Raw genomic sequence first — 13,444 nt, forward strand, 5'->3', positions numbered from 1 at the left:
CGAAAGCAAAGGTGCGGGGCTGCGGCCGGCAAAAGAATGAGCAACGTCATGCCCGGACATGACCTGTGTCAAGGCATCCGGCCCGGTAAAGGCCAAGCTTTGTGGGGCTTAGTTACTTCAGCCTTCATCCTTCCTGCTGCCATGTCCGCCTGTATCCTGGTTCTCACTGATTTCTCGACCGCGGCCGACCACGCCCTGGCTTACGCGGCGGTTCTTGCCAAGCCTCTGGGGGCTCACCTCGTAGTGCTGCACGTAGATACCCACACCTCCCTGCTGGACCCGGAGCTGCTTGCCGGGCCCCGCCCCGACCAGCAGGCGATAACGCTGGCCCTCAGTACCCGCATCCACGGGCTCCGCGTTCCGGCTCAGGCGGAGGTTTGTGCCGGAACGCTGGCGGTAGCAGTAGCGGAAGTAGCAGATCGGCACCAGCCGGCGTTGATAGTGGTGGGGCGGCAGCCTACCGAAGACGTGCCCGAAGAGCTTATTTCCTCCTCGGCAGTGGATGTGTTGCAGATAACGTCCCATCCGCTGCTGATGGTGCCGTATGCTGCTACACTCCCGGCGCCGCCGCACTATGCGCTGCTGGCAGCCGATGACGAGCCATTTTCCTTAGGGGATAATGCCGGGTCAGTTCGCCACCTGTTCAATGCCCTGAACGTCCGGTTATCGGTGGTGCATGTGGCCACGGCCGGCCATCAGGCCTCGCACACGCAGGCACTGGACGCGGTGCTGCAGACGGGTATCACCATCGAAATGCCGCTGCCTTTGCTGCACCGCGTCACGGACGCCGACCCCGCCCGGGGCATTGCCACGACGGCCGCCACCTGCCACCCCGATCTGCTCGTGCTCATTGCCCGCCCCCGCAGCTTTTTCGGGCGGCTTTTTCACCGCAGCGTCACCGCCCAGGTAGTGCTCCACAGCGCTGTCCCGGTTTTGCTGCTCCCGGCTACGACGAAAGCTACGGGCCCAAAAATCTCCCTGCATGCGGCCGGGCAATACAACCACTAGCCAATCAGCCCTAAGCTTTTGTATCGTTGATGTAGCGCCCTGCCCATCTCCCTCACCTTTTTCAGTCCTTTCCCATGAACCACCAATCTGCCCATCTTGCCCCGGAAGAGCTGCTGGCCGATGCTGACATCAAGCTGGCCATCGAGCGGCTGTTTCAGCAGAAAAAAGGCGTGGCCGCTTCCCTGCTCGAAGTCACCTGCCGGACGGTATTGTGGAGCTGACGGGCTTTACCGACAGCCTGCTTTCCCGGGAGCGGGCCGAGGACATGGCCAAAGCCGTGCGGGGCGTCCGTGGGGTTATCGATGAAATCAGCATCCGCACCCCCGATGTGCCGGATGAGGTGCTGCAGCAGCGGGTGGAGCAGGCCCTGGCCCAGGATCCGGCCGCCGGCACGTATGCCTTGCAATGCTCGGCCCACGATGGCGAAATCACCCTGGATGGCTCGGTGCAGTCCTGGGCCGAGCAGCAGCTGGTGCTGCGGGTCGTCTTCGGGGTGCCGGGCGTGCGCCGGCTCCAGAACCGCCTGCTGGTGCAGGGCGGCGTGCTTAACAATACCGACGAGGAAATCACCAATCAGATCCGGGAATTTCTGGCCTGGGATATCCGCGTGAAAAGTACGCTGATTGACATTCGCACCGACCACGGCGTGGTGCACATAACGGGTACCGTGGGCACGGCCGCCGAGCATGCTCACGTGGTGGCTACCGCCTACGTGGCCGGGGCCGCCCGCGTGGATGCCCGCGACCTGTTTATTGCCTACTGGGCCGTGGACAAGGAACTGCGCCGGCAGAAGTTTGCGCCCAAAGCCGACGAGGACATGGCCCAGGCCATCCGCGACACGTTGCGCTACGACCCACGCGTGGACTTCCTGGCGTTGACCGTGCACGTGCGCGACGGGGAGGTGACGCTGCTGGGCGCCATGAGCAACCTGAAGTCGCGGCACGCGGCCGAGCAGGATGCCCGCAACGTGGTAGGTGTGGGCCAGGTGCACAACCTGCTGCAGGTGCGTGTGCAAAACCCGGCGCCCGACGAATTCACCCTCGACCAGGTGCAGACGGCCCTGGCGGCCGACCTGTTTGTGGGGCGCTACACGTTCGTGGTGAAAGTAAACGACGGACTGGTGCAGCTCTACGGTACCGTGGCTACGCACTTCGACCTGGAGCGGGCGGCCGATGTTGTCACCGGCATCAGCGGCATGGTAGCGCTGACCAACCACGTGCAGATTGTGCCTGAAAAACACGAGCCGGCCGTGGCAGAAGACACCGCCGCCGGCGTGGGGCAGGGGCACGCGCCCTTCCGCAGCCTGGAGCCCGACCATTTGCTGCAGCAGCGCATCCGCTACCACTACGCCTGGTCGGCTCTGCTGCACGATCAGGACATTACGATTGACGTGCGCAAAGGCCGCGTGACGCTCACGGGCACCGTGGATACGCTGCTGGACCGCAAAAGTGCCGCCGTGGAAGCCTACAACTGCGGGGCTCAGGATGTAAACAACCACCTGCGCCTGACGCCTCTTCTCAGCCAGCCACAAGCGTTATGAGGCATCGGTCCACTTCCTATTCTTCCGCGGAAACCCGCCCGGCCGATACCCGCGCGACGCGAAACCTGGGCAGCTCCCGCCACGCTTTCCCCACCAGCAGCAGCGCGGCGCAGGTCTTGCACGAAGTAAACCACCAGCTCAACGATACCCTGACCGAGGCCGCCGGTGATGCCCGGGACCCTAACGCCGAGTGGTTCGACGGGAAAATAAGCTGACGGCTTCAGAACCACACTAGCCTATTAGCAGCCTGACCACCGAGGTGGCCGGGCTGCTCTTTTTAGCCTTTCTACTCCACCCGGCCAGCTCCATGCCCGGCCGGTTTTTGCCCGATTTATTATGCCCGAAGTACTTGAGCTACCTATTGCCCCGCCCACCACGCACCGCGGCCTCACCGAAGCCGAAGCGCAGGAAGGTCTGCGGCGCTACGGCCCCAATGCCGTGGAGGCCACCCCGCCCGATTCCTGGGCGCGGGTGCTGCTGCGGCAGTTTCGCAGCCTGATTGTGGCCGTGCTGGGTGCCGCCGCCGTTTTCTCCTTTGTCTTCCACGACTACGCCGAGGGCTATGCTATTCTGGCCGTCATCCTGATAAACGCCGGCATTGGGTTTTGGCTTGAATGGAATGCCCAGGCTTCCATGACGGCCCTGCGCCGTATGGGCCTGACTTCGGCCCGGGTGCTGCGCAACGGCCAACCCCGCGCCGTGCCCTCCGACCAGGTTACCGTGGGCGACGTGCTGCTGATAGAAGCCGGCGAGGTAGTAGCCGCCGACGCGGAACTGTTCGAGGCCCAGCAGCTGCAGGTCAATGAGTCCACGCTGACGGGCGAGTCGATGCCGGTCAGCAAAACGCTGGTAGCGCCCGGCGTGGTGGCTCCGCTGGCCGAGCAAACCAACCGGCTTTTCAAAGGCACGGCCGTAGTCAACGGCACGGGCCGAGCCACCGTCACGGGCGTGGGCGGTGGCACCCAACTGGGCGAAATTGCCCGGCTTATGCAGCAGGCCGAGCGCACCGCTACCCCGCTCGAAGCCAAGCTGGCCCGCCTCACCCGCCAGCTGGTGCTGCTCACGGTAGGGCTGGCCGCCGTGTTTGTGCTGGTGGGGCTCTGGCGGGGCAAGCCAGTGCAGCTGCTCCTGGAAACGGCTATTGTGCTGGCCGTGGCTGCCATTCCCGAAGGCATGGCCATTGTGGCCACGCTGGCTTTGGCCTACGGCATGCTGCGGCTGGCCCGCCGTCAGGTGTTGGTCAAGCGCCTGGCCGCCGTCGAAACCCTGGGCAGCACCGATATCATCTTCACCGATAAAACCGGTACGCTCACCCAGAATCAGATGGCCGTGCATACCGTGTGGCTGCCTGAGGCTCAAGTGCAATTCCCGCCAACTACCGAGGCCGGGCAGGCGGTGCTAGTGGGCGCGGCGTATCAGCGGCTGTTGCGCGCCGCCGTGCTGTGCAACAACGCCACGTACGCGCCCGCGCAGCCCGAAGCCGCCCTGGGCGACCCGCTGGAAGTGGCGCTGCTGGCAGCTGCATTCGAGGGCCGGTTCCCGGTGGCCGAAACCCAGGCAATGCTCCGCCTGGCCGAGCAGCCCTTCAACTCCGATACGCGCCTGATGGCTACGCTGCACCGCCAGCCCGTCGGCGGCGGTCTGGTCACGGTAAAAGGCGCGGCGGAAGAAGTACTGAGCCTGTGCGGGCGCCAGCAAACGGCTACCGGAGTTGAGCCGCTGGTGCTGGCCGAGCAGGCGGAATGGCTAATGCGCGCCGAACAGCTGGCCCAAACCGGCCTGCGTACCCTGGGCCTGGCCTACCGCGGGCAGCCCGACGAAACCCCCGAAGACCTGGCCCAAGACCTGATCTGGCTGGGAATGGTGGCTTTTCTGGACCCGGCCCGCCCGGAAGTTATTCCCGCCATTGAGGCCTGCCAGTGGGCGGGCATCCGGGTGTTGATGGTCACGGGCGACCATCCGGCTACGGCCCTTACCGTGGCCCGGCAGGTTCATCTGGCCACCGCCGACGACGCCACGGCCGTTACCGGCAGTGAGTTGGCCGCGCTGCTAACCCAGCCCGGTGCGGCCAATAATCGGCTCGGGCAAGCCAGCGTGTTTGCCCGGGTGAGTCCGGCTCAGAAGCTGGATTTGATCAGCTACTACCAGCAGCGGGGCCACGTGGTAGCTATGATTGGCGACGGAGTAAATGATGCTCCCGCCCTCAAAAAAGCCGATATCGGGGTGGCTATGGGGCTGCGGGGTACGCAGGTAGCCAGCGAAGCCGCCGCCTTGGTGCTGCGCGACGACTCGTTTGCTTCCGTAGTAGCGGCCGTGGAGCAGGGGCGCATTATCTTCACCAACATCCGCCGCTTTGTGCTTTACCTGGTTTCCTGCAACCTCAGTGAACTGCTCGTGGTGCTGGCGGCGGGTCTGGCAGGCCTTGATTCGGTGCTGCTGCCCCTGCAGATTCTGTTTCTGAATTTGATTACCGACGTGTTTCCGGCGCTGGCTTTGAGCGTGGGCAAAGGCAGCCCCCGGGTGATGGAGCAGCCACCCCACGATCCGCAAAGCCCCATGATGCGCCCTCGGGACTGGCAACTGGCGGGAGCCTACGCCGCCCTGATGACGGCCGCGCTGCTGGGCTGCTATTACCTGGCCCGCTACCAGGCCGGCTTCACGCCCGCTGCGGCCACTACCATTCTGTTTTACGGGTTGGCGGTGGCTCAGCTCGTGCAGGTTTTCAACATGGCTGGCGGCCGGGTTCGGCTGCGCGACAATGATGTGCTGCGCAACCGCTACGTCTGGCTGGCGGTAGGCTTCTGCACGGGCCTGCTGCTGCTTTCTTATTACCAGCCCCTGTTTCGTCAGCTGCTGGGCATCCAGCCCCTCAACCTCACCGGCGTGCTGCTGATTCTGGTGCCGGCCGGCGCGGTTTTGCTGGTGGGCCCGCTATTGAGTCGTTGGCTTGGCCGGTTTCCATCATCCTTACCCAAAAAGAAGGCGGCGACGAACCTAAGCGCGAAGTAGCGCATAGCGCACCTCACAGGCGTCGGAAAAATCAAAAGTGGTAACCCAGCCTGCTCCTAGGCCATGCAGCATATCTGAGAAGGCCACGATGCCGGAGCGGCTGGCCAGCGTTTCGGGGTGAAAGTCATGCCCGACCATAACGTGGCTCATGGCCGGGCCGCCGGGCAGGGCGTAATCTTGCTGCTGCGCTACTGGCAGGCACAACCGGGCAGCAGCTCCGAGGCAGTTTGTCTTCACTTTCTTCCTTACTCACCACCTCATGAATGAAGACCTACAACTCAGCCTGGACAATAACGCGAAGGAATGGCTGGCACTTTCGCAGTCGATTTCCACGTCGGAAAAAGCAACGTTTGACCGCCTGCATAACGGCTTTTTTGCCGCCTACGGCCCCAACTTCATGGCGCACGTCTACCGGGCCGCTATTGAGCAGGTGCTGCAAAACATGCCGACGGCCGAGCGTGAAAAGCTGCTCGTAGCGTTCCGCCAGGCAATGGATGGGGCCATCAACAAGCACGCGAACATGCTTCCTACCGCGGCGGACTGTATGGCCTGCCACGCCCGTAAGTTCTAAACTGCTCAGCAGCCTTTCTGGCTTTCAGCGCCGTTGGCTCAACCAGGGCGCCAGCTAGAGGCGGGAATAGTGCAGCTGCGGCAAGTAACAGTAAAGTCCTGACTTGATGCAAAGTAGGCGAGAGTGTAATAGTGCCATTCGGTATTGTGCCAGGCGGGTGGCAGCCTATTTGGTGCGTAATGCCAGGTTGATAATTGGGGTGATATTCAGAAGGTTGATTCTAAAACGGCTTTAGGAAAATTTGGTGTGGGCATTGCCATGCCAGTTGCCTGCTGCAGGCGCTGGTTTGGCCCGCAGACTTCGTGAGTAGCTACCAGTATATTACCCGGCAGGCCAACCCACTTCAAAACCAACTTCAGGCCAATAGCTTGATTCTATCCAGCTTAACTAGGCCACCTCAGAAGCCCACAGCGCGGCGCGGAAAATAGGATGCCTGAACTGGCAGCACTAGCCTCAGTTCCTGGATATTATTCGGCCTTGAATACGGCAAGCTGCACTGGTGCGCGAGCCTGAAAAGCGCAAAATCAGCAGGTAACCAGCCTGTCTGCCGCGCTCAGCTTAAGCTGGGCTTGCAAAAGCGGCAAGCTCGACCTAACACATTGACAATCCCATTCGTAAGCAGAAGCTCACTATTTAATTCTCTTCTTACAATGGCACAGCATACTTCCCCCACTACCTCCCAGCCCGACAACGGCCTGCTTGATCAGGCGCAGAATTGGTTTCGTCAGGGCAGCCTGGGCCAAACGCTTGGTCAGGTGCCCTCTTCCCTGAAAAACGCCGGCACTAAAGGCGTAGCCAGTTTCAACAAGCTTAGTACCACTCAAAAAGTAGTGGGTGGCGCCCTGCTGGCCCTCGGCGTAGGCTATCTGGCTACCCGCAAATCAAGCAGCGGACCTAAAAAAGCCGGCCCGGCCACCACGCTGCAGGAGCTGTTGCTCTTCGTGAACGACCGGATTGCGGGCTACGAGCGGGCCGTGGCCGAAAGCCAGGACGCCGAGCTGCGCGGCTACTACAAGCAGCTGGTAAGCCAAAGCCAGCAGTTTGCCACCGACCTGAACTCGCACCTGGCCCGCGTAGGCGGTCAGCGCGAAGACGAAACTACGCTTAAAGGCAAGGTGTACCGCGCCTGGATGGATGCCAAGGCCGCCGTCACCGGCAACGACGAAAAAGCCATTCTGGGCTCCAACGTGTACGGCGAAGAGTGGGCGCTGAAAGCCTACGAAGATGCTCTGCGCGACCAGACGCTCAATGGTCCCGTCCGGCAGGCTATCCAGCGCCAGTACTTCCTGTCGCAGAAAACGTACAAGCACCTGAAGAGTCTGGAGAAAAAGCAGCAATAGCCCTGCGAAAATCAGTTGATCAGCAACAAAAAAGCCCTGCCGTTCTCGTAACGGCAGGGCTTTTTTAGCTTAAATCAGCTTATCGGGCGTTATGGGCAGCTCCCGGATGCGCTTGCCGGTGGCGTTGAACACAGCGTTGGCAATGGCCGGAGCCACCCCGATGATGGCAATTTCGCCGATACCCTTGGTGCCCAGGGCGTTTACGTGCGGGTCGGGCTGGTTCACGAAGAGTACGTCCACAGCCGGAGAGTCGGCCTGCACCGGCACGTGGTAGTCGGCCAGGTCCTTGGTCACGTAGCGGCCGAACCGGTCGTCCATCACGGCCGCTTCCATCAGCGCCATGCCGATGCCGCCGACGGCGCCACCTTTCATCTGGTTGCCCGCCGTTTTCTGATTCACGATAGTGCCCGCGTCAGCGCAGGAAACCAACTTGCTCACGCGCACTTCGCCGGTGAGCGGATTCACCCGCACCTCCGCAAAATGCACCGAGAACGAGTACATCGAATACTTCTGGCTGTTTTCCCCGTTGGGCTTCGACTCCACCGTGACAAATCCGCCATCCACCTGCTTGAGCAAGTCAGCGTAGCTGGTGCGGGCACCGGGGTTCCCGTTCAGCGTCAGGTAAGTATCGGCGAAAACAACATCTTCTTTCCTGGCTGAGGCAAAGGCGGCGTTGCTGGCGCCTGCCATCGTGCGGAGCTTCTCTTTTAAGGCCATGCAAGCCTCCTGCACGGCGGGACCTACGGTGTTTACGATGGCTGAGCCGCCCTGCGTGGGTGCCGACGCAAACTGCGAGTTTCCCCACTCAAACCGGATTTTATCGGGCGACAAACCCAATGCGTCGGCCGCAATCTGGGTCATGGCCGTGCCGGTGCCGGGGCCGATGTCCGTCACAGCGCTTTGCAGCACCACGGTGCCGTTGGGCAACAGCCGCACATTAGCTTTCGATGAGCCCCGGTGCGCCCCAAACGTACCCACGCCCATCCCATAGCCCACCAGCCACTCGCCGTCGCGCAGGCTGCCGGGCTTCAGCTGGCGCTTGTTCCAGCCGATGCGCTCGGCCCCCATCTGGTAGCATTCCTTCAGAAACTTGCTCGACCAGGGCTTGCCATTTTCGGGGTCCTTGTCGGTATAGTTGCGCAAGCGGAATTCCAACGGGTCGAGGTTCAGCAAATGAGCCATTTCGTCCATGGCCGACTCCAGGGCGAAGGCGCCGGTAGCCTCGCCCGGACCGCGCATCCAGATGGGCGTGCTCACGTCGAGGGCTGCCAGGCGGTAGCGCGTGTTCACGTTGGGCGACTCGTACATCATGCGCGTCTGCTGTACCGTCGACTCCGTAAATTCCTCGTAGCTGGAGGTTTGGCCTGTAGCTTCGTGGGTGATGGCCGTGATTTTGCCGTCGGCCGAGGCACTCATCCCGATTTTCTGCCAGGTGTGTGGCCGGTAGCCCACCATGGTGGTCATCTGCTCGCGGGTAAGCACCAGCTTCACGGGCCGGTTTACTTTTTTAGCCGCAATAATAGCAGCCGACTCGTGCGGCCAGCTGTGCAGGGCGTTGCCGAATGCTCCGCCCACAAACGTGGCAATAACCTTCACGTTTTCTTCGGGCAAATTCCATTCCTTAGCAAAGTCGCGGCGGGTAGCCAGGGTGCCCTGGGTCTTGTCGTAGAGCGTCAGGCGGTCAGGCGCCTCCCAATGAGCTATTATGGACTGCAGCTCCATCGGGTGGTGCACTTCGGTCGGGATGATGTACTCGGCTTCAAGCCGACGAGTGCCGGTTTTATAGGCATCGGCGGTGCCGCGCACGTAGTCAGCCACCGGGGATTTGGGGTTTTTCTTGGCCTGGGTGGGCACAAAGGCCTGCTTCGCGCCTGCGGCCATGTCGGTTTCGTGCTTTTCCGCTGCGTACTCCGCCTTCACCAGCCTTGCTGCGAAGCGGGCGCGCTCCAGCGTATCGGCCACCACCACGGCAATGGGCTGGTCGTTGAAGCGCACCTTTTCGTCGTTAAACACCTTCAGCCGACCACCCACGGTTTGCGGCTGCGAGGGGTCTTTGCCCGTGGGCGTGAAGCCCGGCACCTTGGGCGAGTTGAAGTGGGTGATGACGGCCAGCACGCCGGGAGCCTTTTCCGCCGCCCGGGCATCGATGCTTTTGATGCGGCCCTTGGCGATGGTGCTGCCCACCAGCACGGCATAGCTCATACCTGGCAGCTCGTACTCAGCCGAGTAGGTAGCCGCACCCGTTACTTTCAGGTGGCCGTCCACCCGGTTCAGCGTGCCGCCAATATGCTTGTCTTGTGGTTTCATATAGGAAAGGCTGTAGAGACGCGTATTCGCGTCTGCTGCTCCGCGCCATTAGGGGTTATAGTATCCGTTTTCTTCAGCGCCGAGACGCGAATACACGCCTTCAATATCAGGCAGCAGCCGCGTTTCTCAGGGCCTGAATCAGCGTATTCGGGGCCAGCTTCAGCTTGTATTCGTTGTGCTTGAAGGCCTTGGCCCCCTGCATGGCCACCGCCGCAGCCTGCCGGAAGGTTTCTTCCGTGGCCGGTTTGCCCACCAAAAACTGCTCCGCCGTCTGCAAGCGCCAGGGCTTGTGTGCTACGCCACCAAAGGCCAGCCGCGCTGCTTTGATGGTGTTGCCATCCAGATCCAGCGCCACCGCCGCCGACACCAGCGCGAAGGCGTAGCTGGCCCGCTCGCGTACCTTGTAGTAGCTCACATGCTTGGTGAAAGGCCCGTCGGGCACTTCCACGGCGGTGATTAGCTCGCCTGGTTCCAGGGTCGTGTCCTTTTCGGGCGTGTCGCCGGGCAAGCGGTGCAGGTCTGCGAAAGGTAGGCGCCGGTCGCCTTTAGGGCCACTCACGAGCACGGTGGCATCCAGGGCTACCAGGGCCACGCTCATATCGGAGGGGTGCACCGCGATACACTTGTCGGAAAAGCCAAAGATGGCGTGCATGCGGTTGATGCCTTCCAGGGCACCGCAGCCGGAGCCGGGCTCGCGCTTGTTGCAGGGCAGGGCCGTGTCGTAGAAGTAGGGGCAGCGGGTGCGCTGGAGCATGTTGCCGCCGGTGGTAGCCATGTTTCGCAGCTGAGCCGAAGCCCCGGCATTGATGGCCTGCGCCAGCAGCGGCTGCCGCTCGCGCACCTGCCGGTCGTCGGCCACGGCCGAGTTCAGGGCCAGGGCACCGATGCGCAGGCCACCGTTTTCGTGCTCGATCTTGATCAGGGGCAGGCGGTTGATGTCAACCAGCTTTTGCGGGGCCATTACGCCACGCTTCATCAGATCAACCAGGTTGGTGCCGCCGGCAATAAACCGGGCGTTGGCATCCTTGGCCACGGCCTCAATGGCGGCCTGCTGCTTGCTAGGGCGGATGTATTGGAACTGGTTCATACTTTTTGCCCGCCGTTTTTCACTTCCTGAATGGCCGCCACAATGTTGGTGTAGGCCCCGCAGCGACAGATATTGCCGCTCATATACTCCCGGATTTCAGCCTCCGAATCGGCGTGGCCTTCGCGCACGCAGGCCACGGCGCTCATTATCTGTCCGGGGGTACAGTAGCCGCACTGGAAGCCGTCGTGCTTTACAAACGCAGCTTGCATAGGGTGCAGCTTGTCGCCGTCAGCCAGCCCTTCAATAGTGGTGATTTTCTTGCCGTCGTGCATCACCGCAAAGCTCAGGCAGGAGTTCACGCGCTGGCCATCCATATGCACGGTGCAGGCGCCGCACTGGCCATAGTCGCAGCCTTTTTTGGTGCCAGTGAGATGAAGCTGCTCACGCAGTAGGTCGAGCAGCGTGGTGCGGGGCTCCACATCCAACTTATACTTCTTGCCGTTGATTTCAAGCTTGAGCGGGACTTTCTCAAAGGCGGAGGCCACTCGCTCATCGAGGTTTTGGGCTGCGGCTTCAACCACGGGGCCCGGCACCAATGCCAGAGCCGTAAGCAGCGACGACTGCTTCAGGAAGTTGCGGCGCGCCTCGTCGTGATTGGCCGGCAGGTCGGGTTCAGTATTCATAGTAAGCAGGAAGCTAAAGGGTCGAACAGCTGGCGGAGGGCCTGCGCTTTGGGCATACGCAGTAGCAGGCTTGCCTGTTGACCGAAAAGCAAGGATATAAAATGCATAAAATACTATCTACTGCAGCCTCGGATACGTGAAATGCCCATTCTTAAAGGCGCACAAGCCAAGGCCCCCGGTTTCAGCTGAAACCGGGGGCCTTGGCTTGTGATGCCGGTGCTGTTACTTAAGCAACACCGGCATCACAGTTTGTAAGCTGTTTATTCGGCCAGCGCGATAAAACGCTGCTGCAAGCCGGTAGGGGCAGTTTTCTCCCATTGCTCCAGGCGGGCCAGCTGCATGGGGGAGAGGCTGTCGTGGAACTGCTTCTGCAGGGCCGTCAGTGACTCACCTTTAGGTGTTTCCAGGGTCCGGCGCAGGATTTGTGCCTGGTGAGGCTGTAGCTGCAGCGCATTGGACAGGCTACGAACCAGTTCTGCGGGCGTTACGTCGGTAGTGACTGGTGCCGCAGTTTTGGTGGGCGCTTCCTGGGCAAAGGCTGAGGAGCTACCGCAGATAAGTGAAAAACCCAGCAGCAAGCGGAAAGCAGAAGATTTCATAGGTGTGTAGTGAAAGTGCGTGTTGGTGAAGTGTGTGAGGTAAATATGGGTGTTGTTTGGCCGATAGACGAATACAATAGGTTAACCCCGCTATTCAGGCGACCAATACCTTAACTAACCCGATGAATATTGAACGTGAAGTATATTCAATGCAGAAAGCCTGGTAAAACTACGTAGCCCAGTACCAAGCAAAACGCCTTTCCATACCGGAAAGGCGTTTTGCTTGGTACTGGGCTCAGCTAAAGAAGAACTATTGCCGCTGAGGAGCCGAAGCGTTGAGCATGGCCAGATCTGTTTGCGGAGTAATGGCCACCACGTTGGGCAGATCAGCAGGAATGTGTACCAACCGCTTGTTGCCGTTGGCTGTCATATGCCTGGCCGGAGCCGTAACGGCCACTCCACGCTGGCTGGCGTAGTTCATGACCTTGCTGATAGCCACCAGCAGCGTCTGAATTTCCTGCGGATCGTTCACCCAGGTATCATCCGAAAGGTCGTTGGGCGTGCCGTGGTCGTCGCGGTACTTGCTGTGGCTGGGAACGGCCGTAGCCAGATCCAGGCTCACGATGTTGGCACGTTGCGTGGTAGCGAAGTACAGGCCCTGCAGCATCCAGCCCAACGAGCCGGTTCCTTCGTCGCCCAGCACTTTCACCATCAGCACCCGCGCCTCGGGCGAGGTAGCGGCCACCTGCCGTACAGGAACTGCCTGAACGTCTTCGCCCGGTACAAAAGACGTAACACCTACAACACGGTTTTTGAAGGCCGGCATGAGATGGTTGCCCCGGCCCAGCATTGCCACCAGGGTACTTTGTCCCTTGTTCTGGGAAGCCTGCTCGTCTGCGGAGCTTGTGTTTTTAATAGTCTGCGCCCAAGGCATCAAGCTATGAGCATCGGCAGAAGACTGCGCTGCGGTATAGGCCGCACCGGCGCGCGTCGCTTGTGGTTTAGGAGCCTGGTAGCTGAAGTCATGAATAACAGCCCTGATGCCGGACATGCGGCTGGCTTTGGCCTGAAACTCGGGGTCATCGGAGGTAGCCAGGGCCAGCCCAACTTCAGGCAGAGTGCCCGTGATGGTACCATTGGCCAACCAGGCTTGCTCAAGCAAATTAGCGGGCAGCTGGTCGGTGTGGGAAAGCAGCAGATACTGATGCTGCAATCGGGTAACGGGTTCCAGGCTGGGAGCCTGCGCGACCTGGGTGACGGAGCGGCTTTGCTTCGTTGCGTTAGTTAACGAGTCTTCCGATGAGCAGCTGCCCAACAGCACTAATCCAAAGCCCAGTATCGAGAAATTGCGAAAGCAGAAAGCAGAGGTAAGCATAGCGGTGGGGGTTAAGTGCAGTACTAAATAATAATAAAATATTTC

The 13,444-nt window shown here is 61.0% G+C and carries 13 protein-coding genes; 7 read left to right on the forward strand and 6 right to left on the reverse strand.

From position 1 onward, the window contains the following. Positions 1–141: 141 nt before the first annotated feature. The 5 genes from LRS06_RS17490 (at position 142) to LRS06_RS17510 (ending at position 5,557) form a co-directional block, all read left to right on the forward strand. Complete coding sequence (locus LRS06_RS17490; RefSeq protein WP_257872671.1) at positions 142–1,008, forward strand: universal stress protein; 867 nt, start codon at positions 142–144, stop codon at positions 1,006–1,008. A gap of 74 nt (positions 1,009–1,082) precedes the next feature. Continuing rightward, the gene (locus LRS06_RS17495; RefSeq protein WP_257872672.1) at positions 1,083–1,229 is read left to right on the forward strand and encodes a hypothetical protein; all 147 of its coding nucleotides are present in this window, start codon (positions 1,083–1,085) and stop codon (positions 1,227–1,229) included. Further along, entirely contained in the window at positions 1,220–2,548 is a 1,329-nt protein-coding gene (locus LRS06_RS17500; RefSeq protein ID WP_257872673.1) for a BON domain-containing protein, read from the forward strand. Before LRS06_RS17495 ends, LRS06_RS17500 begins: the two co-directional genes overlap by 10 nt. Next, on the forward strand, positions 2,545–2,763 hold the full coding sequence (locus LRS06_RS17505) for a hypothetical protein (RefSeq protein WP_257872674.1): 219 nt from the start codon (positions 2,545–2,547) through the stop codon (positions 2,761–2,763). The genes LRS06_RS17500 and LRS06_RS17505 overlap by 4 nt, the downstream gene beginning before the upstream one ends. Positions 2,764–2,884: 121 nt before the next feature. Continuing rightward, a complete protein-coding gene (locus tag LRS06_RS17510) occupies positions 2,885–5,557 on the forward strand; it encodes a cation-transporting P-type ATPase (RefSeq protein WP_257872675.1) in 2,673 nt (890 codons plus the stop codon). Here LRS06_RS17510 and LRS06_RS17515 read toward each other — a convergent pair. Then, positions 5,543–5,707 (reverse strand): hypothetical protein, encoded by a 165-nt coding sequence (locus tag LRS06_RS17515; RefSeq protein WP_257872676.1) that lies wholly within the window; start codon positions 5,705–5,707, stop codon positions 5,543–5,545. The two genes, LRS06_RS17510 and LRS06_RS17515, sit on opposite strands and share 15 nt — an antisense overlap. Before the next feature lie 109 nt (positions 5,708–5,816). Here LRS06_RS17515 and LRS06_RS17520 point away from each other — a divergent pair, with 109 nt between their 5' ends. Next, positions 5,817–6,128 carry a hypothetical protein gene (locus tag LRS06_RS17520; RefSeq protein ID WP_257872677.1) on the forward strand — a complete coding sequence of 104 codons (312 nt, stop codon included), beginning with the start codon at positions 5,817–5,819 and terminating at the stop codon, positions 6,126–6,128. Positions 6,129–6,778: 650 nt separating this feature from the next. Further along, a complete protein-coding gene (locus tag LRS06_RS17525; protein WP_257872678.1) occupies positions 6,779–7,468 on the forward strand; it encodes a PA2169 family four-helix-bundle protein in 690 nt (229 codons plus the stop codon). 69 nt (positions 7,469–7,537) lie between these two features. Here LRS06_RS17525 and LRS06_RS17530 read toward each other — a convergent pair whose 3' ends face one another. From LRS06_RS17530 to LRS06_RS17550, 5 genes are all read right to left on the reverse strand, one after another. Then, positions 7,538–9,775 carry a xanthine dehydrogenase family protein molybdopterin-binding subunit gene (locus LRS06_RS17530; protein WP_257872679.1) on the reverse strand — a complete coding sequence of 746 codons (2,238 nt, stop codon included), beginning with the start codon at positions 9,773–9,775 and terminating at the stop codon, positions 7,538–7,540. A 106-nt stretch (positions 9,776–9,881) separates the two neighbouring features. Further along, entirely contained in the window at positions 9,882–10,862 is a 981-nt protein-coding gene (locus LRS06_RS17535; protein WP_257872680.1) for a xanthine dehydrogenase family protein subunit M, read from the reverse strand. Beyond that, complete coding sequence (locus LRS06_RS17540; RefSeq protein WP_257872681.1) at positions 10,859–11,485, reverse strand: (2Fe-2S)-binding protein; 627 nt, start codon at positions 11,483–11,485, stop codon at positions 10,859–10,861. Before LRS06_RS17540 ends, LRS06_RS17535 begins: the two co-directional genes overlap by 4 nt. A gap of 260 nt (positions 11,486–11,745) precedes the next feature. Beyond that, on the reverse strand, positions 11,746–12,084 hold the full coding sequence (locus LRS06_RS17545) for a hypothetical protein (RefSeq protein ID WP_257872682.1): 339 nt from the start codon (positions 12,082–12,084) through the stop codon (positions 11,746–11,748). Positions 12,085–12,334: 250 nt separating this feature from the next. Next, a complete protein-coding gene (locus LRS06_RS17550; protein ID WP_257872683.1) occupies positions 12,335–13,399 on the reverse strand; it encodes a hypothetical protein in 1,065 nt (354 codons plus the stop codon). Positions 13,400–13,444 lie beyond the last annotated feature (45 nt).

It is taken from the genome of Hymenobacter sp. J193, from assembly GCF_024700075.1.
Classification (GTDB): domain Bacteria; phylum Bacteroidota; class Bacteroidia; order Cytophagales; family Hymenobacteraceae; genus Hymenobacter.

Coding starts and splice junctions, on each gene's coding strand:
- LRS06_RS17530 (WP_257872679.1), bottom strand. CDS start 9,775: ATGAAACCACAAGACAAGCATATTGGCGGCACGCTGAACCGGGTGGAC.
- LRS06_RS17545 (WP_257872682.1), bottom strand. CDS start 12,084: ATGAAATCTTCTGCTTTCCGCTTGCTGCTGGGTTTTTCACTTATCTGC.
- LRS06_RS17520 (WP_257872677.1), top strand. CDS start 5,817: ATGAATGAAGACCTACAACTCAGCCTGGACAATAACGCGAAGGAATGG.
- LRS06_RS17510 (WP_257872675.1), top strand. CDS start 2,885: ATGCCCGAAGTACTTGAGCTACCTATTGCCCCGCCCACCACGCACCGC.
- LRS06_RS17505 (WP_257872674.1), top strand. CDS start 2,545: ATGAGGCATCGGTCCACTTCCTATTCTTCCGCGGAAACCCGCCCGGCC.
- LRS06_RS17495 (WP_257872672.1), top strand. CDS start 1,083: ATGAACCACCAATCTGCCCATCTTGCCCCGGAAGAGCTGCTGGCCGAT.
- LRS06_RS17550 (WP_257872683.1), bottom strand. CDS start 13,399: ATGCTTACCTCTGCTTTCTGCTTTCGCAATTTCTCGATACTGGGCTTT.
- LRS06_RS17515 (WP_257872676.1), bottom strand. CDS start 5,707: ATGAGCCACGTTATGGTCGGGCATGACTTTCACCCCGAAACGCTGGCC.
- LRS06_RS17535 (WP_257872680.1), bottom strand. CDS start 10,862: ATGAACCAGTTCCAATACATCCGCCCTAGCAAGCAGCAGGCCGCCATT.
- LRS06_RS17540 (WP_257872681.1), bottom strand. CDS start 11,485: ATGAATACTGAACCCGACCTGCCGGCCAATCACGACGAGGCGCGCCGC.
- LRS06_RS17525 (WP_257872678.1), top strand. CDS start 6,779: ATGGCACAGCATACTTCCCCCACTACCTCCCAGCCCGACAACGGCCTG.
- LRS06_RS17490 (WP_257872671.1), top strand. CDS start 142: ATGTCCGCCTGTATCCTGGTTCTCACTGATTTCTCGACCGCGGCCGAC.